General features: G+C 70.4%; 16 protein-coding genes. 11 read left to right on the top strand and 5 right to left on the bottom strand.

The window, feature by feature from the left end; genetic code table 11:
• Positions 1-14: 14 nt before the first annotated feature.
• The 7 genes from QHF83_RS26115 (at position 15) to QHF83_RS26085 (ending at position 9,331) form a co-directional block, all read left to right on the top strand.
• A complete protein-coding gene (locus tag QHF83_RS26115; protein WP_282420655.1) occupies positions 15-1,232 on the top strand; it encodes a hypothetical protein in 1,218 nt (405 codons plus the stop codon).
• Positions 1,229-1,681, top strand: a complete 453-nt coding sequence (locus tag QHF83_RS26110) for a hypothetical protein (RefSeq protein ID WP_282420654.1) — start codon at positions 1,229-1,231, stop codon at positions 1,679-1,681. The genes QHF83_RS26115 and QHF83_RS26110 overlap by 4 nt, the downstream gene beginning before the upstream one ends.
• Positions 1,682-1,684: 3 nt before the next feature.
• The gene (locus tag QHF83_RS26105; protein WP_282420653.1) at positions 1,685-4,270 is read left to right on the top strand and encodes an Hsp70 family protein; all 2,586 of its coding nucleotides are present in this window, start codon (positions 1,685-1,687) and stop codon (positions 4,268-4,270) included.
• A 19-nt stretch (positions 4,271-4,289) separates the two neighbouring features.
• Positions 4,290-5,756 carry a hypothetical protein gene (locus QHF83_RS26100; RefSeq protein ID WP_282420652.1) on the top strand — a complete coding sequence of 489 codons (1,467 nt, stop codon included), beginning with the start codon at positions 4,290-4,292 and terminating at the stop codon, positions 5,754-5,756.
• A gap of 963 nt (positions 5,757-6,719) precedes the next feature.
• Positions 6,720-8,012 (top strand): hypothetical protein, encoded by a 1,293-nt coding sequence (locus tag QHF83_RS26095; protein ID WP_282420651.1) that lies wholly within the window; start codon positions 6,720-6,722, stop codon positions 8,010-8,012.
• Positions 8,002-8,667 (top strand): DUF4304 domain-containing protein, encoded by a 666-nt coding sequence (locus QHF83_RS26090; protein WP_282420650.1) that lies wholly within the window; start codon positions 8,002-8,004, stop codon positions 8,665-8,667. The genes QHF83_RS26095 and QHF83_RS26090 overlap by 11 nt, the downstream gene beginning before the upstream one ends.
• A 148-nt stretch (positions 8,668-8,815) precedes the next feature.
• Positions 8,816-9,331 carry a DUF2452 domain-containing protein gene (locus QHF83_RS26085; RefSeq protein ID WP_282420649.1) on the top strand — a complete coding sequence of 172 codons (516 nt, stop codon included), beginning with the start codon at positions 8,816-8,818 and terminating at the stop codon, positions 9,329-9,331.
• Here QHF83_RS26085 and QHF83_RS26080 read toward each other — a convergent pair whose 3' ends face one another.
• Positions 9,332-9,595: a hypothetical protein gene (locus QHF83_RS26080; protein ID WP_282420648.1), complete on the bottom strand. Its 264-nt coding sequence runs from the start codon at positions 9,593-9,595 to the stop codon at positions 9,332-9,334. It abuts the gene before it with no gap.
• A gap of 9 nt (positions 9,596-9,604) precedes the next feature.
• A complete protein-coding gene (locus QHF83_RS26075; RefSeq protein WP_282420647.1) occupies positions 9,605-10,168 on the bottom strand; it encodes an RNA polymerase sigma factor in 564 nt (187 codons plus the stop codon).
• Positions 10,169-10,303: 135 nt separating this feature from the next.
• Between QHF83_RS26075 and QHF83_RS26070 the strand changes: the two genes are divergently transcribed.
• A complete protein-coding gene (locus tag QHF83_RS26070) occupies positions 10,304-10,675 on the top strand; it encodes a hypothetical protein (RefSeq protein WP_282420646.1) in 372 nt (123 codons plus the stop codon).
• A 4-nt stretch (positions 10,676-10,679) separates the two neighbouring features.
• On the opposite strand, the gene QHF83_RS26065 is transcribed toward QHF83_RS26070, so the two are convergent.
• Complete coding sequence (locus tag QHF83_RS26065; RefSeq protein WP_282420645.1) at positions 10,680-11,633, bottom strand: hypothetical protein; 954 nt, start codon at positions 11,631-11,633, stop codon at positions 10,680-10,682.
• A gap of 204 nt (positions 11,634-11,837) precedes the next feature.
• Here QHF83_RS26065 and QHF83_RS26060 point away from each other — a divergent pair, with 204 nt between their 5' ends.
• Positions 11,838-12,134, top strand: coding sequence for a CsbD family protein (locus QHF83_RS26060; protein WP_282420644.1), 297 nt, complete (start codon positions 11,838-11,840; stop codon positions 12,132-12,134).
• A gap of 64 nt (positions 12,135-12,198) precedes the next feature.
• On the opposite strand, the gene QHF83_RS26055 is transcribed toward QHF83_RS26060, so the two are convergent.
• A complete protein-coding gene (locus tag QHF83_RS26055) occupies positions 12,199-13,101 on the bottom strand; it encodes a hypothetical protein (protein WP_282420643.1) in 903 nt (300 codons plus the stop codon).
• 93 nt (positions 13,102-13,194) lie between these two features.
• On the opposite strand from QHF83_RS26055, the gene QHF83_RS26050 reads away from it, so the two are divergent.
• On the top strand, positions 13,195-13,968 hold the full coding sequence (locus QHF83_RS26050) for a class I SAM-dependent methyltransferase (RefSeq protein WP_282420642.1): 774 nt from the start codon (positions 13,195-13,197) through the stop codon (positions 13,966-13,968).
• Between the two features lie 9 nt (positions 13,969-13,977).
• On the opposite strand, the gene QHF83_RS26045 is transcribed toward QHF83_RS26050, so the two are convergent.
• A complete protein-coding gene (locus QHF83_RS26045) occupies positions 13,978-14,826 on the bottom strand; it encodes a hypothetical protein (protein WP_282420641.1) in 849 nt (282 codons plus the stop codon).
• A 485-nt stretch (positions 14,827-15,311) separates the two neighbouring features.
• Here QHF83_RS26045 and QHF83_RS26040 point away from each other — a divergent pair, with 485 nt between their 5' ends.
• Positions 15,312-17,573, top strand: coding sequence for an MYXO-CTERM sorting domain-containing protein (locus QHF83_RS26040; RefSeq protein WP_282420640.1), 2,262 nt, complete (start codon positions 15,312-15,314; stop codon positions 17,571-17,573).
• The last annotated feature ends 327 nt before the right edge of the window (positions 17,574-17,900 follow it).

Genomic DNA, 17,900 nt, shown 5'->3' with positions numbered 1-17,900 from the left:
GGATGATGCCTCCCGTGTGGCGAGACGAGGACGAGGCGCTGCTCGCGCGGCTCACGGACGAGATCGTCTTCGAGCGCCTCTTCCGTGAGCAGGCCGGAAGCGACGCCCGCCCCCCCGCCCGCGGCGCCGGCCTCTGCGCTGCCCTCCGGCGCCTCCCCGGCGGAAACGACGCCATCGAGGCCGCGCGCACCGGCAAGCTCGACGCCCTCCGCGAGCACCTCGAGCCCGCGCGGCAGATCGACCCGCCCCCGGAGCTGCTCCACCACCTCGCCCTCCACCACGCCTCCCTCGCCGACCGCGCGGCGAGCTCCACCGACGCGTTCGTCCGATCGATCACCGCCTGGCTCGCCCTCGGCCGCGAGGAGACGTACCTCCGCGACCTCGGCGAGGCCGTGACCGGCAGCGCGCTCCCGCGGCAGGACCTCGATCGCGCCCTCGCCGACGCGCCCCTCTGGTGCATCGAGGACCTTGGCGAGCGGGCGCGCACGGGTGCACGCGACCTCACGGCCGACGCGCAACGGGCGCTCGCCGCGCTCGGCCGCGTCCCCGAAGCCGCGCGGATCGCGCGTGCTTCGGAGGCCCTCGCGGAGCGGGCGGCGCGGCGGGCCACGTCGCTCGTGGCGGTCGCCGTCGAGGAGGCGCTCGCGCCGGTGCTCGCGGCGTTCGCCGAGGCGACCGCGCAGGGCGAGCCGAGCACCGCGGAGGGCGCGGCGCTGCTCGGGAGGTTCGTCGCCGTCTGGCGCTGGTCCGGCGCGGACGAGAGCGTCGAGCACGCCGCGATCGAGCAGGCCACGCCGCTCGCCTGGGCCCACTACCGCGCGAGCCGCTGGGACGATCTCCGGATCGTCATCGCCCCGCTCGAGCCCCTCGTCGACGCGCTCGCGCGCCGCATCGAGAACGACCCGTCGAAGCTCGCCTACGCCGCCCGCGCGGCCCAGATGCTCGTCTTCCGCTCGGACGTCGTGCGCACCGAGCGCGAGACGCTCGAGCTCCTCGATCGGGCCATCACGATCTGCCCGACGCACAGGAACGCGCGGCTCATGAAGGCGAACACCCTCTGCGATCAGGCGCTCCGGCTCCTGCCGGGCGCGCGCGCGCCGACGCGCCAGGATCACGACCGGGCCGCGGGCCTCATCGACCGCGCCGAGCAGCTCTACCCCGCGGCCACGCGGCTCCCGGAGGCCAAAAGGCGCCTCGGCGAGGCCAGGAAACTCCTCGGGATCTCGTCATGAGTGATAACCCCGAAAACCCCTTCGAGCGGTTCGACCTCGATCCGAGAGAGGGCCCGCGCGCCATCACGGAGCGCTTCCGCGAGCTCGCCGAGGACGCGGGCGAGGCCGAGCGCGCGGGCATCCGCGCCGCCTGGGAAGAGCTCACCCTGCACCCGCTGCGCCGCTTGCGCGCCGCCATCGGCGCCCGCCCGCGCCACCCCGCGCTCGATCGTACGGGCCCGGAGCATGCGCCGCCGAAGGGTCGAACATCCCGCGCGGCCGAACCCGCCGGGCTCGCCGATCTCGCGCCGCGGCCCTCGGTGGCCCTCGCGCTCGCGCCGTTCCTTTTCCGCGGGGCCGACAGGGGCCCGCGGACCGTGCTCTCGCTCGACGAGGATCCCGTGCTCGCCGCGGGCGCCCCGAGCGCCGATCCTCCCTTCGCCCCCACGTCCCCCGAGAGGAAGCGATAGACCATGTTCGTCGACCGTCCCGTTGGAATCGATCTCGGCACGACCAACTCGGAGATCGCCATGCTCGACCCGTCCGAGCGCGATCTGCACATCTACGCCGACCGCTTCGGGCGGCGCACGGTCCCCTCGGCGGTCGCCTGGGATCCCAAAGGCGAGGCGTTCCTCGTCGGCCACGCCGCGCGCCAGCGCCGCGGCAAGACGCCCCCGCCCATCGAGTCGATCAAGCGCAAGATGGGGCAGAGCGCGAAGGTCGAGGTCGGCCCGCACGCGCTCGCGCCCGAGGACGTGAGCGCCAAGATCCTCGCCGAGCTCCGCGCGCGCATGAGCGAGCACCTCGGCAAGCAGGCGGCCGAGGGCATCGAGGTGCGCGTCGATCGGGCCGTGATCACGGTCCCCGCGTACTTCGACGCGCCGCAGGTCGAGGCCACGCGCAAGGCCGGCGAGATGGCCGGGCTCGACGTCATCGGCATCCTGCAGGAGCCCACGGCCGCGGCCATCTACCACACCTGGAAGAGCCGCCTCGGCGACGGCAACTTCCTCGTCTACGACCTCGGCGGCGGCACGTTCGACGTCTCGATCCTGCGTTGCCTCGGCGGCGAGTACCAGGTGCTCGCGATCGACGGCGACAACTACCTCGGCGGCGACGACTTCGATCGGCGCTTCGCCGAGAAGCTCCGCGGCATCCTGGTCACGCGCGGCTACGCCCTCGATCTCGACGTCCGCGGCGACGAGGCGGATCGGCAGCGCTTCGCCCGCCTCGTCCACCTCGCGCAGGAGATCAAGGAGTCGCTCTCCACCTCCGAGGTCGTGAGCGTCTCCAAGCAGGACTTCATGCAGGACAAGAACGGCGAGAACGTCTCGTTCGAGGGCGACGTCGGGCGCGCCGAGTACGAGCAGGCGGTCGGTGATCTCGTCGAGACCACGATCACCTGCTGCGAGCGCGCGATCGCGCGGAGCGCCGAGACCTCCTCGGTGGATCTCGGGCAGATCGATCACGTCGTGCTCGTCGGCGGATCGACCCGCGTGCCGATGGTCGTGCGCCGCGTGACGGAGGCGATCTGCAAGAAGAGCCGCTCGGAGAAACCTCTGCAGGACGAGGTGGACACGTGCGTCGCGCTCGGCGCGGCCATCCACGCGGCGCAGCTCGGGGGCCTCCGGATCGGCGAGCCCGACCGGAAGATCACGGTCTCGTTCACGACGCCGCTCGTCAGCCAGGGCTCGAAGATCCGGCTCGGCGTGCGCGTCGAGCAGGCGCCGGAGGGCGCGGCGGAGATCGCGGTTCTCCGTGGGATGAGCGGCGCCGACGAGATCGCGAAGGCGTCCTTGCCCGACGCGGCGGGCGCCGTGGTGCGGCTCGACGTCCCGCTCGGCGAGGAGCCCGAGCATGCGTCGCGGGTCGCCTTGCGTTCGGTCGAGCGCGAGGTGCTCGCGGAGCTCCCGTTCGCGCTCTACCGCGGCGACGTCCGGCCCCGCGCGAGCGCGCTCTCGCGGCCCTCGGTCGTGGCCAAGGATCTCGCCATCGAGGTCGTGCGCGCGGGGCGGCGCGAGCGGCGCGTGCTCATCGCGCGCGGCGCGGGCCTGCCCGCGGAGGTGAAGAGCCGCTTTTTCACCGCGGATCAGAGCGGCGCCGTGGTGCTCCGGCTCCTGCAGAACCGCATGCCGATCAAGACCCTCCTGCTCCAGGTCCCGCGCGAGCTCCCCGTCGGCACGCCCGTGGATCTCACGCTCCGCTGCGACGACGCGATGCGCATGGAGGCGCGCGCGGTCGTGGCCGGGCAGGAGCTCTGGGCGCAGGTCGAGCCGCCCGCCGCGCCGCGCTTCGATCCGGCGGGCGCCGTGGAGTCGCTGCTCGAAGAGGCCGAGTCGACGAGCAAGTCCCTCTGGGGTTCGAGCGCGCAGAGCTACCGCGCCGAGGCGGACATGCTCGTCGCCGGCATCCGCGAGGTCGTCGCCACGGATCCGGACAAACTGCAGGCGCTCTGCGAGCAGCTCCGCCAGCTCGTCGACTGGTACCGCGGCGACCCGAACGAGACGCTCTCGCCGCCCCTGGCCCGCTTCGAGGCCGAGCTCAACGCGCTCAAGCTCCGCGTCTACCGCTCGACGGGCAACCTCTACGGTATGGATCGCGCGGCCTGGGAGAAGCGGCTCGCCGACATCGAGGCCCGCGCGATGGCGGCGTACGAGGCCTCGGACGCCGTGGCCTGGCGCCGCGTCTTCAACGAGGTGCAGGCCCTCGACGAGACCGCGATGCAGGAGGAGTTCGCGGCGATGCGCCTCGACGATCCGGCCTACCTCGATCGCAGGCTGCGCAACGAGCGCTACTACGCGCAGAGCGTCGAGCGGAAGCTCGTCGACTTCGTCCCGTCCTCCTCCGACGTGGGCTCCCTCCAGGTCGCCGAGCGCGACAGGCTCGTCGCGCAGCTTCACGAAAAAGTCCTCGATCCGCTCCGGAACCTTTCGGCGGACACGAACGACGCGGGGGCGCTCCGGCGCAAGCTCGACACGATCAACGCGGAGACGTCGCGCATCGACAACGCGCTCGAGCGGCTGCCTTCGCTCGGGCTCGTCACCGAGCGGGGAGGCGCGTGAGCAAGAGGGCCCTCGGCGCGTGAAGTTCGTCGACGACATCGGCCTCGGCGCCGCGCAGAAGCTCGAAGCGGCCGTCGGGCCCTTCGTCGCGCTGCCGGCGTACAAGCGTCTGCTCGTGCGCACGGCCGAACCCGCGTTCGCCGCGCGCGCCGCGCTCGGCGCCTTCCGGTGCGCGATCCGCCTCGGCGACGAGCGGGAGATCGGGGACGTCGCGGCGTACTGGAGCACGCTCTCGGGCAGCGGCGCGCACTTGCCGGCCATCCTCGAGCTCTGCCGGCAGCTCACGCGGCTCGGCCGGAAAAACGCGGCGCTCGCGCTCGCGGGGGCCGAGGTGGAGCGCGAGGAGTCGGCGCGCGCGCTCTACCTGTTCGGCCGCTTGCTGGAGCTCACGGGCGACGGGGACGGGGCCTTCGTGGCGTTCGGCAAGGCGGCCGCGCGGGCCGACGCGGAGAAGGGCGCGGCGGACGTGGCGGTGGCATCCCGCGCGCGGCGCGTCGAGCGGCTGCTCGGCGATCGGACCACGGCGCAGCTCGCGGTCGCGGACGCCGTGTCGGCCGATCCCACGGGCGCGCCGCCCGATCACAAGCTCGTGATCGCCCTCGGTCGGCTGCGCTCGCCGAGCCGCTACGCGCGGGCCTCGGGCCTCTCCCTCCTCGAAGAGCTCGGCCGCGATCCGACGACATCGCTCGGCCGTCTCGCGATCCGCCTCGCCGCCGAGCACGCCGACGCGCTCGGGGACGCGCTCACGCCGCTGGAGGCCGAGCGCGTGGCGGCCACGCTGCGCCACGTGCCCGACGATGCGGCGCGGGAAAACGCCCTCGCGCGGCTCGCGGCGGCGCAGGCGATCGCCGCCTCGCGCGGGGAGGCGCAAGCGGAGGCGATCACGCGGGCGGGCGAGCTCGCCCCCGAGATCTTCCCGCTGGTTTGTCGGGCGCGCGCCGCGCTCACGGGCGGCGGGCAGGGCGACTACGGCCCTTCGGCCTCGACGGAGCCGTCCTCGCCGTCGCTCCGCCTCGCGTCGCTCGGGCTCGCGGCGTACGTGGCGCTCGGCAAGGGCCGGCCGCGGGAAGCCGCGGAGGCGCTCACCGAGGCGGCCGAGCTCGCCACGAGCGGGGGCATTGCCATCGCGCCGCCCGTGTGGACCGCCGCGCGCGCCGCGCTCGACAGCGCGGATCCTCTCGCGCGGGCCGCGGGCGTTCGTCTTTGCGAGGTTCTCCTGTCGGGGCCTTCCGCGGCGCCGCCGGGCGGGCATTCGGCCTTTGCGCTGGCCCTCGCGCGGGCGGGCCGAACGGACCTCGCGGTGCGGTCGGCGCGGGACGCGGTGGCCAGCAAGGAGGCTTCCGCGCGGGGTCTGCTCGGATCGATCCTGCGGGAGCAGGGCTGGGCGCTGGCGGCCCGGGGCCAGCGTGAGCTCGCGATCGCGGCGCTCGTCGAGGCCAAGGAGCACCTCGGGGCAGCAGCGAAGGAGGGCGCGCGGGGCCGCTGAAGGGCGCTGCGCTGGGGCTTTGCCCCAGGCCCCAGCAGGGGCTATCCGCCCCTGCACCCGGACCAGCGCAAGCGCTGGACTCGGGGTCGATGAACTGCGCGGAGCGCAGTTCATCGAGCGAGCCGGGTCAAGACCGGCGACGTCCCTGCCGGTCAAGACCGCGGCGCTGAAGGTTCAGCTTGGAACCACCTTACACGTGCTTGCCGGGCTCGTCGGCAACGGGCGGGGTCTCCGTCGACGTGCTCGCGGTGGTTGTCGGCAACGGCTGGGGTCCTTGTCGACGTGCTCGCCGCGGTTGTCGGCAACGGGGAGGGGCTATGTCGACATGCTCGCCGTGGTTGTCGGCAACGGGGAGGGGCTATGTCGACATGCTCGCCGCGGTTGTCGGCAACGGGGAGGGGCTATGTCGACATGCTCGCGGTGGTTGTCGGCAACGGCTGGGGACCTTGTCGACATGCTCGCCGTGGTTGTCGGTAACGGGGAGGGGCTATGTCGACATGCTCGCTGCGGTTGTCGGCAACGGCTGGGGTCCTTGTCGACATGCTTGCCGCGATTGTCGGCAACGGCTGGGGTCCTTGTCGACATGCTTGCCGCGATTGTCGGCAACGGTTGGGGTCCTTGTCGACGTGCTTGCCGTGCTTGTCGATAACGGGGAGGGGCTATGTCGACATGCTCGCCGTGCTCGTCGATAACGGCTGGGGGCTTCGTCGACACGAATCGTGAAGGTCGGAGGCGCGCCGGTCGGTGGTCGAATACGACGCGGGAGCCATCGTCGACGTAGCCACCCCGGACGTCGAGACTCATCGCCTCGTCGTGCGCGGACATTGTATGTCCGATATTCATGCGAATTCCATTGCGCAGCGCCGCGCTCGGCATGCACAAGGATCGTCAGGAACAACGCAGGCCCGCGCATAACGCCACGGGGGTGGATTGGTGTGGCCTGCGGGAACGGAAAGTCCTTCCATGGCCTGGCTTCCCTCGACGCGTCCGATCGGCCGGACGTGCAATGCGTCGCGTCGTCATCGCAATCCTCTGCCCATTGGGTTCATCGCCGCGCTCGTCGCGCTGTCGCTCGTTCTGTCCGGATGCGCCTCCACGCGCGATCCCACCATGGCCCGGATCTTCGAGGCGCCGAACGTCATCCACGTCTGCGTGCGCCCGCCGAACGTGCCGAAAGACAAGCGAATGTGGGCGCTCGACGCCGACGGCTCGCCGGTCTTCGAGGCCCGGGAGGTGGACCTCGCGAGGCGCGCCGGCCTGGGCGTGTATATCTGGGACGAAGTGGCGCCTCGCGAGAGCGCCAGGCTCCTCCCGATTCCGTACCATCGGCTCGAATGCCCGGCGCCGCCGAGGCCCCGCGTCGCCGCGGCGAAGGTCGACGCAAAGGAGAAGGTCGAGACCGAGGAGGCCGAGCGGCCGAAGCCGCTGCAGCAGCCGATTCCGCGCGAAACGTCCGCGGTGGAGAGGCGCGTCGAGGCGCACAGGTGCACGGCATACGCAGAGCCGGGCCAGACGCGAAGGCGCAGCGGCTCGGGCGCGCGGACCTGCACGCGGGTCCTCGTCCACCGGGGCCCCACGGAGCCCGTCGCCGCGGAGAGCCCGCGCGTGGTCGAGCCGCCCGAGCCGGCGAGGTTGTCCGAGGAGGCGGCGCGGGAGTATGAGGACTGGGGGCTCACCCCCGCGGACGTCTCCGCGCTCGCGCAGGACCGAGCCAGGGAGTGCCTCCAGGGTCTTTGCCATGCCCGGCATCCGAACTTCGTTCCGAAGTCCAAGAAGAAGCCCGCCGAGACGCACAACGGGCAGTCGCTGTCAACGGGGAGCGGCAGCGGTGGGGGAGCGAGCGCGCCGCAGCCTGCGCCGAAGACGACGGTCAAGACGAGGACGAAGCCGGTCCCCGCGAAGTCGAACGGCGTCAAGCCGAACGGCGCGGCGGCGGGGCAGGCGGGCAGCGGGAGCGCGGTGGACCCACCACCGCAGGCCAAACCGAAGCGGGGAGGCGAAAACCCGGCGGCGGCGCGGGGGCGGGAGGTGCATGAGGAGTTCAAGAAGAAGGTCCAGGAGAAAGGGTGGACACCCGAACCACATATCAAGGTGCAGGGTGGCACGTACGTGAAACCCGACGCGGTCACGCCCAAAGGGCATCCGATTGAGCTCAAGCCAAACACGCCGACGGGCAGAGAAGCGGGCAAACGCCAGATGCAGAAGTACGAGGAAATTCTCAAAAAGAAGGGACGTGTGATCTATTATGACCCCTAAGCGAGTCCTGCGGGACCGAAGGAGCCACATCTTCAAGACCTGGGTCACGCCCACGCTCCAGGCGACGGGCTTCAAGAAACGAGGGATCGTGTACGTGCGGGACTTGGGGAGTGTCCAGCACCTCTTCAACCACGAGACTGGCAAAATCAACACGGCCGGCAAGTCCAGCTTCACAACGAATTGTGGGATCCACGTGCCGGGGGTCAGAGTTCTCTACTGGGGTCCAGGCAGCGTCGAACCCAAGGCGCCTGACGCAGCATACGGACTCCTGAACGTGCGGCCTGGACTCCTGACACCGGCGCGCCGCGACACGTGGTGGGAGCTCACGTCCTCCGACGGGCCCGAGAAGGACGACGAAGTAGGGCAGGAGCTGTTGAGGCTCGTGGAGGTCGCGGCCCTGCCGTTCTTCGATCGGTTCCGGGACGAACGCGCAGTCGCGGAGTTCCTCTCGCAGCCTCGCAGGAAGGAAGACCAACAAGTCATGCCCTTTGCCGACACATTCGAGCTCTTCTTTGCCGCGATCCTCTGGAAGCGCCTCGGGTGCAAGGACAGGTGTCGCGAATGCATCGAGCGGGAGAGGTCGAAGACCAAGAAGCGCTATGGCGCCAAGACCGACGAGGCGTTCTTTGCGCGATTCTCTTGCGAGGACGACTGACGCGTTTGCTGCGAAGAGCCAGCCCACGAGGGACGCGCGGAGCTGCGACGCGCGCTCGTGGGCCGGCTCCGCTCGCGCCGTGAGCGCGTCCGCGGGCGCACAGGTTGCATCGCGCCCCCGCCGAGGGTACCACCTCGAAGAGGCAGACATGCCTCCGACCCGCACCATGGCCCTCGAAAAAGACCCGAAAGCCACCCCCTCGGCCGAGCTCGCCACGACCCGCGCCGTCCCTTACCCCACGAGCCGGCTCGCCGCGCGCATCGACCTGGTCGACATGGCCCAGGAGATCGAAAAAGCCGATCAGGCGCTCGGCATGGTCGTCGGGGGCAAGCTCGAGGTCATCCGCGACCAGATGCGCGCCCTCCAGGAAGAGGCGCGGCGCCTGCTCGACGAGGCGCGCATCTCGGCGCGCCTGCACCGCGCGCATTGCAGCTTCCGCAAGATCCCCGGCCGCGTCTACCACCTCTATCGGCGCGGCGAGGACGACCTTTACTTTTCGATGCTCTCCCCCGCGGATTGGGGCGGCTCGCCGCCGCACGCATTCGAGGGTTCTTATCGTCTCGAAGTCGACATGAGCTGGACGCCCATGAATGGAACGAACGCCGAGCGCGACCGGACCCCCGAGGGCCGCGCGCTCGTGCAGAAGCTCCTCTCGGAAGGCTGATTACTGGCTTCCGTCCGCGGACGCGACCGCGGCCCGCCCATAAATGTGCCCGATCCGGGCAAACGACTCGACGGTATAAAGCGCGCCCGCCAGCGCCAGCACCGACGCGAGCGCGAGCTCGGGCCACCGCAAGCCCGCGCGACGTTTTCCTTCGAGCGCCGCCTCTGCCGCGTCGAGCGTCTTGCCGCGACGCGCGGGCGCGAGCGAGGGCGCGGGCAAACCGCGCAGTTTTTCGAGGAGCGGATCGTCGTCACGGCCGTTCATCGCTTCACCTCATCCTACCACGGCGGCGTCTTTTCGCGCCGGTCCATCGAGCTTTTCGGAGAGCGCCGCGCGCGCCCGCGACAGCCTTTGCCGGAAGGCCTCGGGCTGGATCCCGAGCACCTCCGCGGCCTGCTTCGCTTCGAGCCCCTCGACCCCCACGAGCAAGAGCACCTCGCGGTGGGCCATGGGCAACGCTTCGAGCGCCTTTTCGAGCGCGACGATCTCGTCCCCCGCGTCCGGCCGCAAAGGCGGCCCCTCCGGCTCGGCGCCCTCCGCGTCGAACGAGAGCCGCGTGAAATCCAGCGCGGCCCAGCGCCGCCACGACCGGAACTTGTTCCGGGCGATCGTGAACAGCCACGCCGCGAGATCCGTCCCGTCCGCGAGACGTTCGGCGTGGCGCGCCACGGACACCCACGTCTCCTGGTGCAGATCCTCGGCCACGTCGCGCCTCCGCGCGAGTCGCAGGAGGAAGCCGAAGATCCGGTCCGAGAACGACGTGTACACCACCCGCAGCGCGGCCTTGTCGCCCCTGCGGAGGCGTGCGACGAGCTCTGCTTCCTCGGCCCGGTCCATGTCGTCCCCTCGAACACCGAACTACCCCAGACGTGACAGAAAAAAAACGCTGTCACGTCCGCCGCCGCCCGGCGTTCTGCGCGTCATGGGGACGGCGCCTCTCGGGCCCGCGCCGAGCCAAGGAGAACGAGCGTCATGAAAGGCTTCAGTTTGTGGCAGTTTTTCGCCGAGGGCGGCTGGGGGATGTGGTCCACGCTCCTCTTCGGGTTCATCGCCGTCGGCGCCGCCGCCTGGTTCGCGCGCCGCCCCGAGCCCCGACGCCTGGCCTTCACGGGCGCGATGTGGCTCACCCTCCTGACCGTCACGGCGCACGCGACCTGGACGAACGTGGCCGCCGTGTGCTCGTACCTCGAAGATCCGCAGCGCGTCCCCGACGCGGAGATCACCCGCACCTTCATCATCGGCCTCAAAGAAGCGAGCCGCCCCGGCGCGCTCGGCGGGATCTTCCTCACGCTGGTCCCGATCCTGCTCGGCGTGGGCGCGCTGCGCGGGCGCGCCTCGGATTGAGGGCTCAGCGCGGTTCGAGCGCCCGCACGGCCCGCTCGATCTCGTCGAGCCGCGCCTTCGAGGCCTCGTACCCGACGCGCCCGCGCACGGCGAGCGCCATCTCGTCGCGCAGAAAGCTCGCCGCGACCTCTCGAAAACGCGCCACCTCCGCGGCCGCGGACGACGAACGGGCGAGCTCGTTGCCCCGGGCGATCACCTCGCGGGCAACGTCGAACGTGAACACCGGCGCGCCGTGGCCGAGCTTCGCTTCGAGCCAGTGCATCACGCTCCCCTCCCAGGGTTCGAGGTAATCGCAGCGGCCCGTGCGTTCGTCGATCCTCTCCACCGGCGACGACCAGTCGAGGTGGATGTCGTCGAGCGCCCAAGGACGCTCCTCCGGCCGCTCGGCCCCGCGAAGATCACCCTTGCCGACGCAGAAATGCGTGCCCTCCTGCAGCGGCACGTCGACCTCGCGCCAGGTATCCGCGTCGGGCAGCTCGGCGCGCGCATCCATCAAGAGCACGCGCGGCAGGAGCTCGAGCGCGGGGCGGAGCTGATGCTCGAGCCCGCCCAGATACGCATCCCGCGCCACGCGTTTGCCGCGCTCGCCCATGAGCAGATCGTCGAGCCGCCTCCGCATCGCGGCCGGATTCCGGTAGACGACCTTGAACCCGGCGCTCCCGCCCCACCATTGATTGCGGATCCACTGGATCTCGCGCCAGGTCCCGAGCGTGCGATCGATGCCCTCGATGCGATGGAACAGCCGCACGAGCATGTTCACGGCCATCGGCCCGAGGTGATCGAGCGCGTCCCACGCCGTCTTCGGCGCGGGATCGCGGAACCCGAACATCAGGTTGTCCTCGGCGCCCGCCGCGCCGGCCAGCCGGTCCACGAACGACCGCACGATCGTCTCGCGGAGATCCTCGGGCAGCTCTGCGTACGGAGATCCGGCCGGCGGCGCGGGGTGCATTCGGCTCATGATGACTCCATTCGGCCGGCTCCGGTGAAACCATCGCGGTCGAGCTCGTTCGTAATGTATAGGTTCGGCGCCAAACGCTCCGGCACGTCGATTGCCCAGGGGAGCCCCCTGTCATTCGACGTTTTGGGGGCCACGCTCGGACGAGCCGAGCTACGCCCCCAAACCCCTCGAAACGGGCCCAGACGGAGGCCGAGAAGGGAAACCATGGGGATCGGAAACCGGATCAAAGGCGCCGCGGAAGAGCTCGGCGGCAAGGCGAAAGAAGCCCTCGGCAAGCTGACCGACGACGAGCGTCTTCGCCGCGAAGGCATCTCGGATCAGGGGCGCGGACAGGGCCGGCAGGACGCCGAGAAGGCGGGCCAGCAGGTCGAGGGGACGTTCGAGAAGGCCAGCGGCCGCGTGCAAGGCGCCGCGGGCGCGCTTTCGGGCGACGAACGAAAGCAAGCCGAAGGCAAGTTCGAGGAGCTGAAGGGCGAGGTTCGCCAGAAGCTCAACAAGTAAGAAAACCGGGGCGCCGCTCCCGCTCAGCGCGCCGGGGCGGGAGCGGCGCATCCTCTTTCGGCTGTCACTTCGACGCTTGGTTTTCGAAGAAATCGCCGGTGTAGACGTACCAGAGCCCATTCTTGCCGCGCAAAAGCGTCTTCCGGAACGTGCTCTCGTGCCGCTTTTGCAGGGCGAGGTAGAGCACCGGGAACAGGAGCGCGCCCCAGGGGCGGATCACGACGACCCCGAGCGCGGCGATCACGTTCGCCCACTGCGACCAGGCCTGGAGGGCCACGTGTACCTCGACGACGGCCACGTCGCCGTCTTCGCGCACGATCGACGCGCGCTTCACCTTCGTGCTCCGGATGTGGCCGTGCCCGATGCGAAGGAACGTCGAGGCGTAGTCCTTCACGCCCGTCGGCGTGGCGAGCGAGAAGTCACCGGGGCCCACGGGAAAGTCGCCGAGGAACGGTTGCCTCACGGTCTGGCCGCGCGCCGTGGGGGAGAGGCACGTCCAGGCGTAGCCTTCGCGACCCACCGCCATCGCGCGGATGAAGCTCTTCAGCATCACGTCGGGCCCGACGACCCTGCTCCGCGGCGCGATCGAGAGGTCCACGGCGAGCAGCGCCGCGCCGAGGACGGCGAAGATCGCCGTGAAGGCGAGCGACAGGACGAACCCCTCTCCGCGCATCGGCGCGCCTCGCAGAATGCCGGCGAGCATGCCGAGGACCGACGTCCCGCCGAAGAAGACGAGCACCATCGTGGCGATCCGCAGCCTGATGCCCACCTCCTTGCGGTCTCGCTCGACCTTCGACGCATCGTCGATGTGCTCGTTCAGCCGCGCGAGGGCCTCGGCGATCGAGGCGGACGCGGGCGCAGGCGCGGGCGCGGACGCGGTCGCTGGCTCTTTTTTCTTCTTCTTTTTCGCGCGCGCTTCCCCCGGCTTGGCCTCGGGCGGCGTGGAAGGGTTCACCTCGTCGCTCATCGCGCCCACCTAACCACGGCCCGTCGAGAGAGGCGAGCCTTTCGCGCGTTCCCCGGGGCCCGCGGCTCGGCTAGCATGCGGCCCGGACCGACCATGAGCCAGAACCTGGATGACGAGAGGTTTTACGTCTTCGACTGGGACGCCGTCTTCGACGTCGACGATTACCTCCACTTCTACGAGGACACCCTGCGCGCCGAACGCACGGACCATCAGGTCGACGTGCTCGTCTCGCACCTCGGCATGACGCCCGGCATGCGCGTGCTCGACCTCGGCTGCGGCCACGGCCGGCACGCCTTCGAGCTCGCCCGGCGCGGCTACGACGTCGTCGGCATCGACCGCACCGAGGGCTTCGTCGAGCTCGCCCGCAGCGAAGCCGAGACGGCCCGCCTCCCGATCGACTACCGCGTCGCCGATCTCCGCACGCTCGACGAGGAGGCCGCGTTCGACCGTGTCCTTTGCCTCTTCGACGTCTTCGGCCTGCACCGCGACGACGAGAACCTCGACGTCCTGCGCCGCATCGCGCGCGCGCTCCGGCCCGGCGGCAAGCTCTGCCTCGACGTGCGCAACCGCGACTGGATGGTACGCGCCCTCTTGCCCGTCACCATCCTGCAGAAGGGCCCGGATCTCATGATCGACCGGCACGTCTTCGACCCGGTCTCGGGCCGCCTCGTCGATTACCGCATCCTCGTGCGGGACGGCCGGACGCGCGAGGCCCGCTTCTCCGTGCGCCTCTACCATTTCACCGAGCTACGCGCGCTGCTCGCCTCCGTCGGCCTGCACGTGACCGAGGCCTTCGGCACCTGGGACGGCGATCCGATCGGCCTCGCGCACAACCGCATGGTCGTCTTCGCGGAGAAGGACGACTGATCTACTGATCTAGGGCGCGGCGTCACACGCCGGCGTGAAGTCCGCGCCGCCGAAGAACTCGTCCGCGAGGAGCCGCATCGCCTCGGCGTTCTCCGTCGGCCCGCACTTGAAGGGCCGGGAGGGCAGGGGTTTGTCCTCCAGCGCGAGGCGTTGCTCCCGGAAAAACCGGAGCGCGAGCTCGGCCGCGTACTCGCGCACGCCGCCGCGGGGGAGGAACGCGTAGAGCCTGCCGTTCAGCGTCGTGTCCGTCGGCGCGTAGGGCAAGAGGCAACGCCGATCGTCCTTGCAGCGCGCGACGATCCCCGCGTGCAGCGCGCCGAGCGCGCGGGTCGACCACTGATCGTGCCACGCGTCGTTCAGGTGGAAGATCTCGTGGAACAACGTATCGCGCACGGCCTCCTCGGAGACGTTCACCGCGCCGAACAGGTTGTAGCCGACGTTCTGGTTCACCGCGAACGCGCTCGGGGCGCCGCCCTTCTCGGTGTAAAAAAATCGAAAATCGAGCGGCCGATCCCGCATCGTCACGCGTTTGCCCGTGCGGGCCTCGAGCGCGGCGAAGAAGCGCGCGTACCCGCGCATCGCCGCGAGGATCCAGACGAGGTGGTCGCGGTTCTGGCCCACGGGCCGCGCGGGCCGGAGCCGCACCTTCTGCCCGCGCCCGTCCTCGGTCTCCTCCTCGGGCAAGAGCCCCGCGAGCGAGCCCGTCTCCTCGTAGAGTTCGAGCGCGAGTTTTTTCGAGGCCGCGTTGTCCGCGTACCGCAGTGAGAGCAAGCAACGCACGCGCGGCGCTTCGGCGAGCGTCTCCGGGCAAGCCTCGCGGAGCTCCGTCGTGCGCAGGTGCGTGGCGAGGAAAAGCACACGCTCGGCCGCCTCGGCCCGCGCGGATTTCGGCGGCGGTGTGGGGGCGGATGCGGAGGCGGCAACCGAGATCTGATTGTGTACCGCTGTTGAGGAAGGGGGGTAGGTCGAGCGCCGGATGGGCCATGGGCCTTGCAAGGTGTGGCGGGAACCATGGCGGAGGGGGGCCGGCGTCAGGGATGATCGATGAAGAGCTCGGCAATCGGCGCGCCTTTCGTTTGGCACGCCGCGCGCGATGGCGCCGCGCGTGGGTCCTTCGAACGCGCTTTCCGCATTGCATGGCGGCGACCGGTACGAGCGGCATCGACCGGAGGACACGGTACGTTACCGGTGTCGGACACTGTCCGATTCGAAGGATTGCATCGTGGCTCGCCCGCAGTGTAACAAGGAAAACCGGCGCGCCTTCGTCGCACGCTTCTTTGCCCTCGCGACGAAACGCGACGTTTGCGCGCCCTCTCGCCGTCTCCTCCCAAGAAGGAACTCAAGTGATCAATCATCGATTCTATGTACCGCTGTGGCTCGGGCCGCTCGTTTTGCTCGCGGGAGCCTGTGACGTCGATTCCTCGGGGATGGGCGCAGGAGGCGACGGGGGCGGGCAGGCCGCGAGTCCGGCGTCGGAGGCGACGGCCGAGGCGCGGGCAGCGTTGACGGCGGGAGCGGGCAGCCTGGGTGACTGCAACGGGAACCCGGTGCGCTGCGCGGCGGTGAGCCTTTCTGCCGGCGAGTCCCATACCGTGGCGCTGAAGTCGGACGGCACGGTCTGGGGCTGGGGGTACAACAACTTCGGTCAGCTCGGGGACGGCACGACCACCGAGCAACTTACGCCCGTGCAAGTGAACGGCCTCGCTGGAGTCACCGCGGTGGCGGCGGGCTACGGACACACCGTGGCGCTGAAGTCGGACGGCACGGTCTGGGCCTGGGGCCGGAACACCGAAGGCCAGCTCGGCGACAACTCCACCATCAATCGATCCACTCCCGGGCAGGTAAGCGGCCTCGGCGGTGTCGCTGCGGTGGCGGTGAACGGCTACCACACGGTCGCGCTGAAGTCGGACGGCACGGTCTGGACCTGGGGGCGAAACGATTACGGTCAGCTTGGCGACAACACCACCACGTCTCGAAGCGCGCCTGTGCAGGTGACCGGGCTGAGCGACATCACCGCGGTGGCGGCTGGCTTCGACCACACCGTGGCGCTGAAGTCGAGCGGGACGGTCAAGGCCTGGGGGCACAACCTGAACGGCCAGCTCGGGGACAACACCACCATCGACCGACGCATACCCGTGACCGTGGGCGGGCTGAACAACGTCACCGCCATCACGGCGGGCATGTACACCACCCTGGCGCTGACGTCGGACGGCAATGTCTGGGCCTGGGGGCGAAACAGCCACGGCCAGCTTGGCGACTCGACGTTCAACGATCGACACTTTCCCACGAAGCTGTGGTTGTTCGGTGGTGTCATTGCGGTAGCGGGGGGCGGCGACCACAATCTGGCGCTGAAGTCGGACGGCACGGTCTGGGCCTGGGGCCGGAACACCCAAGGCCAGCTCGGCGACAACTCCACCATCAATCGAAACACGCCTGGGCAGGTGACCGACCTCGGCGGTATCACCGCGGTGGCGGGAGGCTACAGTCAGACCGTGGCGCTGAAGTCGGACGGCACGGTCCGGGCCTGGGGGGACAACCTCCATGGGCAGCTCGGGGACGGTTCCACCATCGAAAGCCACTTCCCCGTGCAAACGAGCGGACTGAGCCTCTTTTCGCTGTGCCGCGGCATGTCCGCGTGCGACGTGGGGACAGGGGCTTGCGTCATCGCGCTGCTGCCGAACGGCTCGTCGTGCGACGATGGCAATGCCTGCACGCAGACGGATACGTGCCAGTCGGGCACCTGCACCGGGGCGAGCCCGGTGGTGTGCGCTGCGGTGGACCAGTGCCATACGGCGGGCACGTGCAACGCGGCGACGGGCGTGTGCTCCAGCGGCGCGCTCAAGCCAAACGGCTCGTCGTGCGACGATGGCAATGCCTGCACGCAGACGGACACGTGCCAGGCAGGCACCTGCACCGGCGCGAACCCGGTGACCTGCGCGGCACTCGACCAATGCCACGATGCGGGCATCTGCGATGTCGCGACGGGCATATGCTCCACGCCGGCGAAGGCCAATGGGGCGGGATGCGACGATGGCGACGCGTGCACGCAAACGGACACGTGCCAGAATGGGATGTGCACCGGAGCCAACGTGCTTGTCTGCCCGCCGGTGGGCGAGTGCGAAGTTGGGCTCTGCAACCCGGTCAATGGGGTGTGCTCACCGATCCACAAGCCGGATAACACGCCTTGTGCAGGCGGGGTTTGCCTCGCCGGCGTGTGCCAGATCGAGGGACCGACGTCGAGCTCGAGCTCGAGCGCGACCGGGAGCGGCGGTGGCGGCGGTGGCGGCGGCAGCGCGACCGGGAGCGGCGGTGGCGGCGGTGGCGGCGGCAGCGCGACCGGGAGCGGCGGTGGCGGCGGTGGCGGCGGCAGCGCGACCGGGAGCGGCGGGATGATGGCGACGAGCACGAGCACGGGTGAAACGACGAGCACGACCACGGGTGCAGGCGCAGGCGGTAGCGCCGGGGAAATCCCGTCGAGCGAGAGTGGCTGTGGCGCCTGCGTCGTCGGGGGCGGCTCGGCGAACGGGGCCCCCTGGATCGGTCTTGGGCTCTTGCTCGCGCTGCGGCGAAGGCGGCAGAGCGCTCGGGTAGGCGCGCGGCCGTGAGGTGAGCGCCCCAGCCGCGAAGAACGGACCGGACGAAGCGACGATGTTTGCTGTAAAGGGCCGCGAATGCGTCGCCTCGAGGGGCGGGCCCGGTCGTGGGAGCGGAAGCGGGAGCGGAAGCGGGAGCGGATGCGGCGGCGGAGGCGGAAGCGGGAGCGGAGGCGGAAGCGGTCGCGGGAGCGGAAGCGATCGCTCGATGCGGAGGCGGCGCCGGCGGAGGCGCGCCGCAGCCGGCCGCGGCCACGATCCACCCGACGAGCCCCCCGAACCCTCGACGCATGTCGCTATTGTCGCGTTTTACCGCGGAAAAGGGAAGGTTTGCCTGCG

The sequence above is a fragment of the Polyangium sp. 15x6 genome (assembly GCF_029960785.1).
GTDB lineage: Bacteria > Myxococcota_A > Polyangia > Polyangiales > Polyangiaceae > Polyangium.
Note: the sequence above shows the minus strand (reverse complement) of the source record. Positions and strands in the feature narration are given on the sequence as shown.

Excerpts from the sequence above, each read along its gene's own strand:
- QHF83_RS26105 (WP_282420653.1), top strand. The coding sequence starts at position 1,685 with ATGTTCGTCGACCGTCCCGTTGGAATCGATCTCGGCACGACCAACTCG.
- QHF83_RS26085 (WP_282420649.1), top strand. The coding sequence starts at position 8,816 with ATGCCTCCGACCCGCACCATGGCCCTCGAAAAAGACCCGAAAGCCACC.
- QHF83_RS26060 (WP_282420644.1), top strand. The coding sequence starts at position 11,838 with ATGGGGATCGGAAACCGGATCAAAGGCGCCGCGGAAGAGCTCGGCGGC.
- QHF83_RS26110 (WP_282420654.1), top strand. The coding sequence starts at position 1,229 with ATGAGTGATAACCCCGAAAACCCCTTCGAGCGGTTCGACCTCGATCCG.
- QHF83_RS26070 (WP_282420646.1), top strand. The coding sequence starts at position 10,304 with ATGAAAGGCTTCAGTTTGTGGCAGTTTTTCGCCGAGGGCGGCTGGGGG.
- QHF83_RS26065 (WP_282420645.1), bottom strand. The coding sequence starts at position 11,633 with ATGAGCCGAATGCACCCCGCGCCGCCGGCCGGATCTCCGTACGCAGAG.
- QHF83_RS26095 (WP_282420651.1), top strand. The coding sequence starts at position 6,720 with ATGGCCTGGCTTCCCTCGACGCGTCCGATCGGCCGGACGTGCAATGCG.
- QHF83_RS26090 (WP_282420650.1), top strand. The coding sequence starts at position 8,002 with ATGACCCCTAAGCGAGTCCTGCGGGACCGAAGGAGCCACATCTTCAAG.
- QHF83_RS26080 (WP_282420648.1), bottom strand. The coding sequence starts at position 9,595 with ATGAACGGCCGTGACGACGATCCGCTCCTCGAAAAACTGCGCGGTTTG.
- QHF83_RS26055 (WP_282420643.1), bottom strand. The coding sequence starts at position 13,101 with ATGAGCGACGAGGTGAACCCTTCCACGCCGCCCGAGGCCAAGCCGGGG.
- QHF83_RS26075 (WP_282420647.1), bottom strand. The coding sequence starts at position 10,168 with ATGGACCGGGCCGAGGAAGCAGAGCTCGTCGCACGCCTCCGCAGGGGC.
- QHF83_RS26050 (WP_282420642.1), top strand. The coding sequence starts at position 13,195 with ATGAGCCAGAACCTGGATGACGAGAGGTTTTACGTCTTCGACTGGGAC.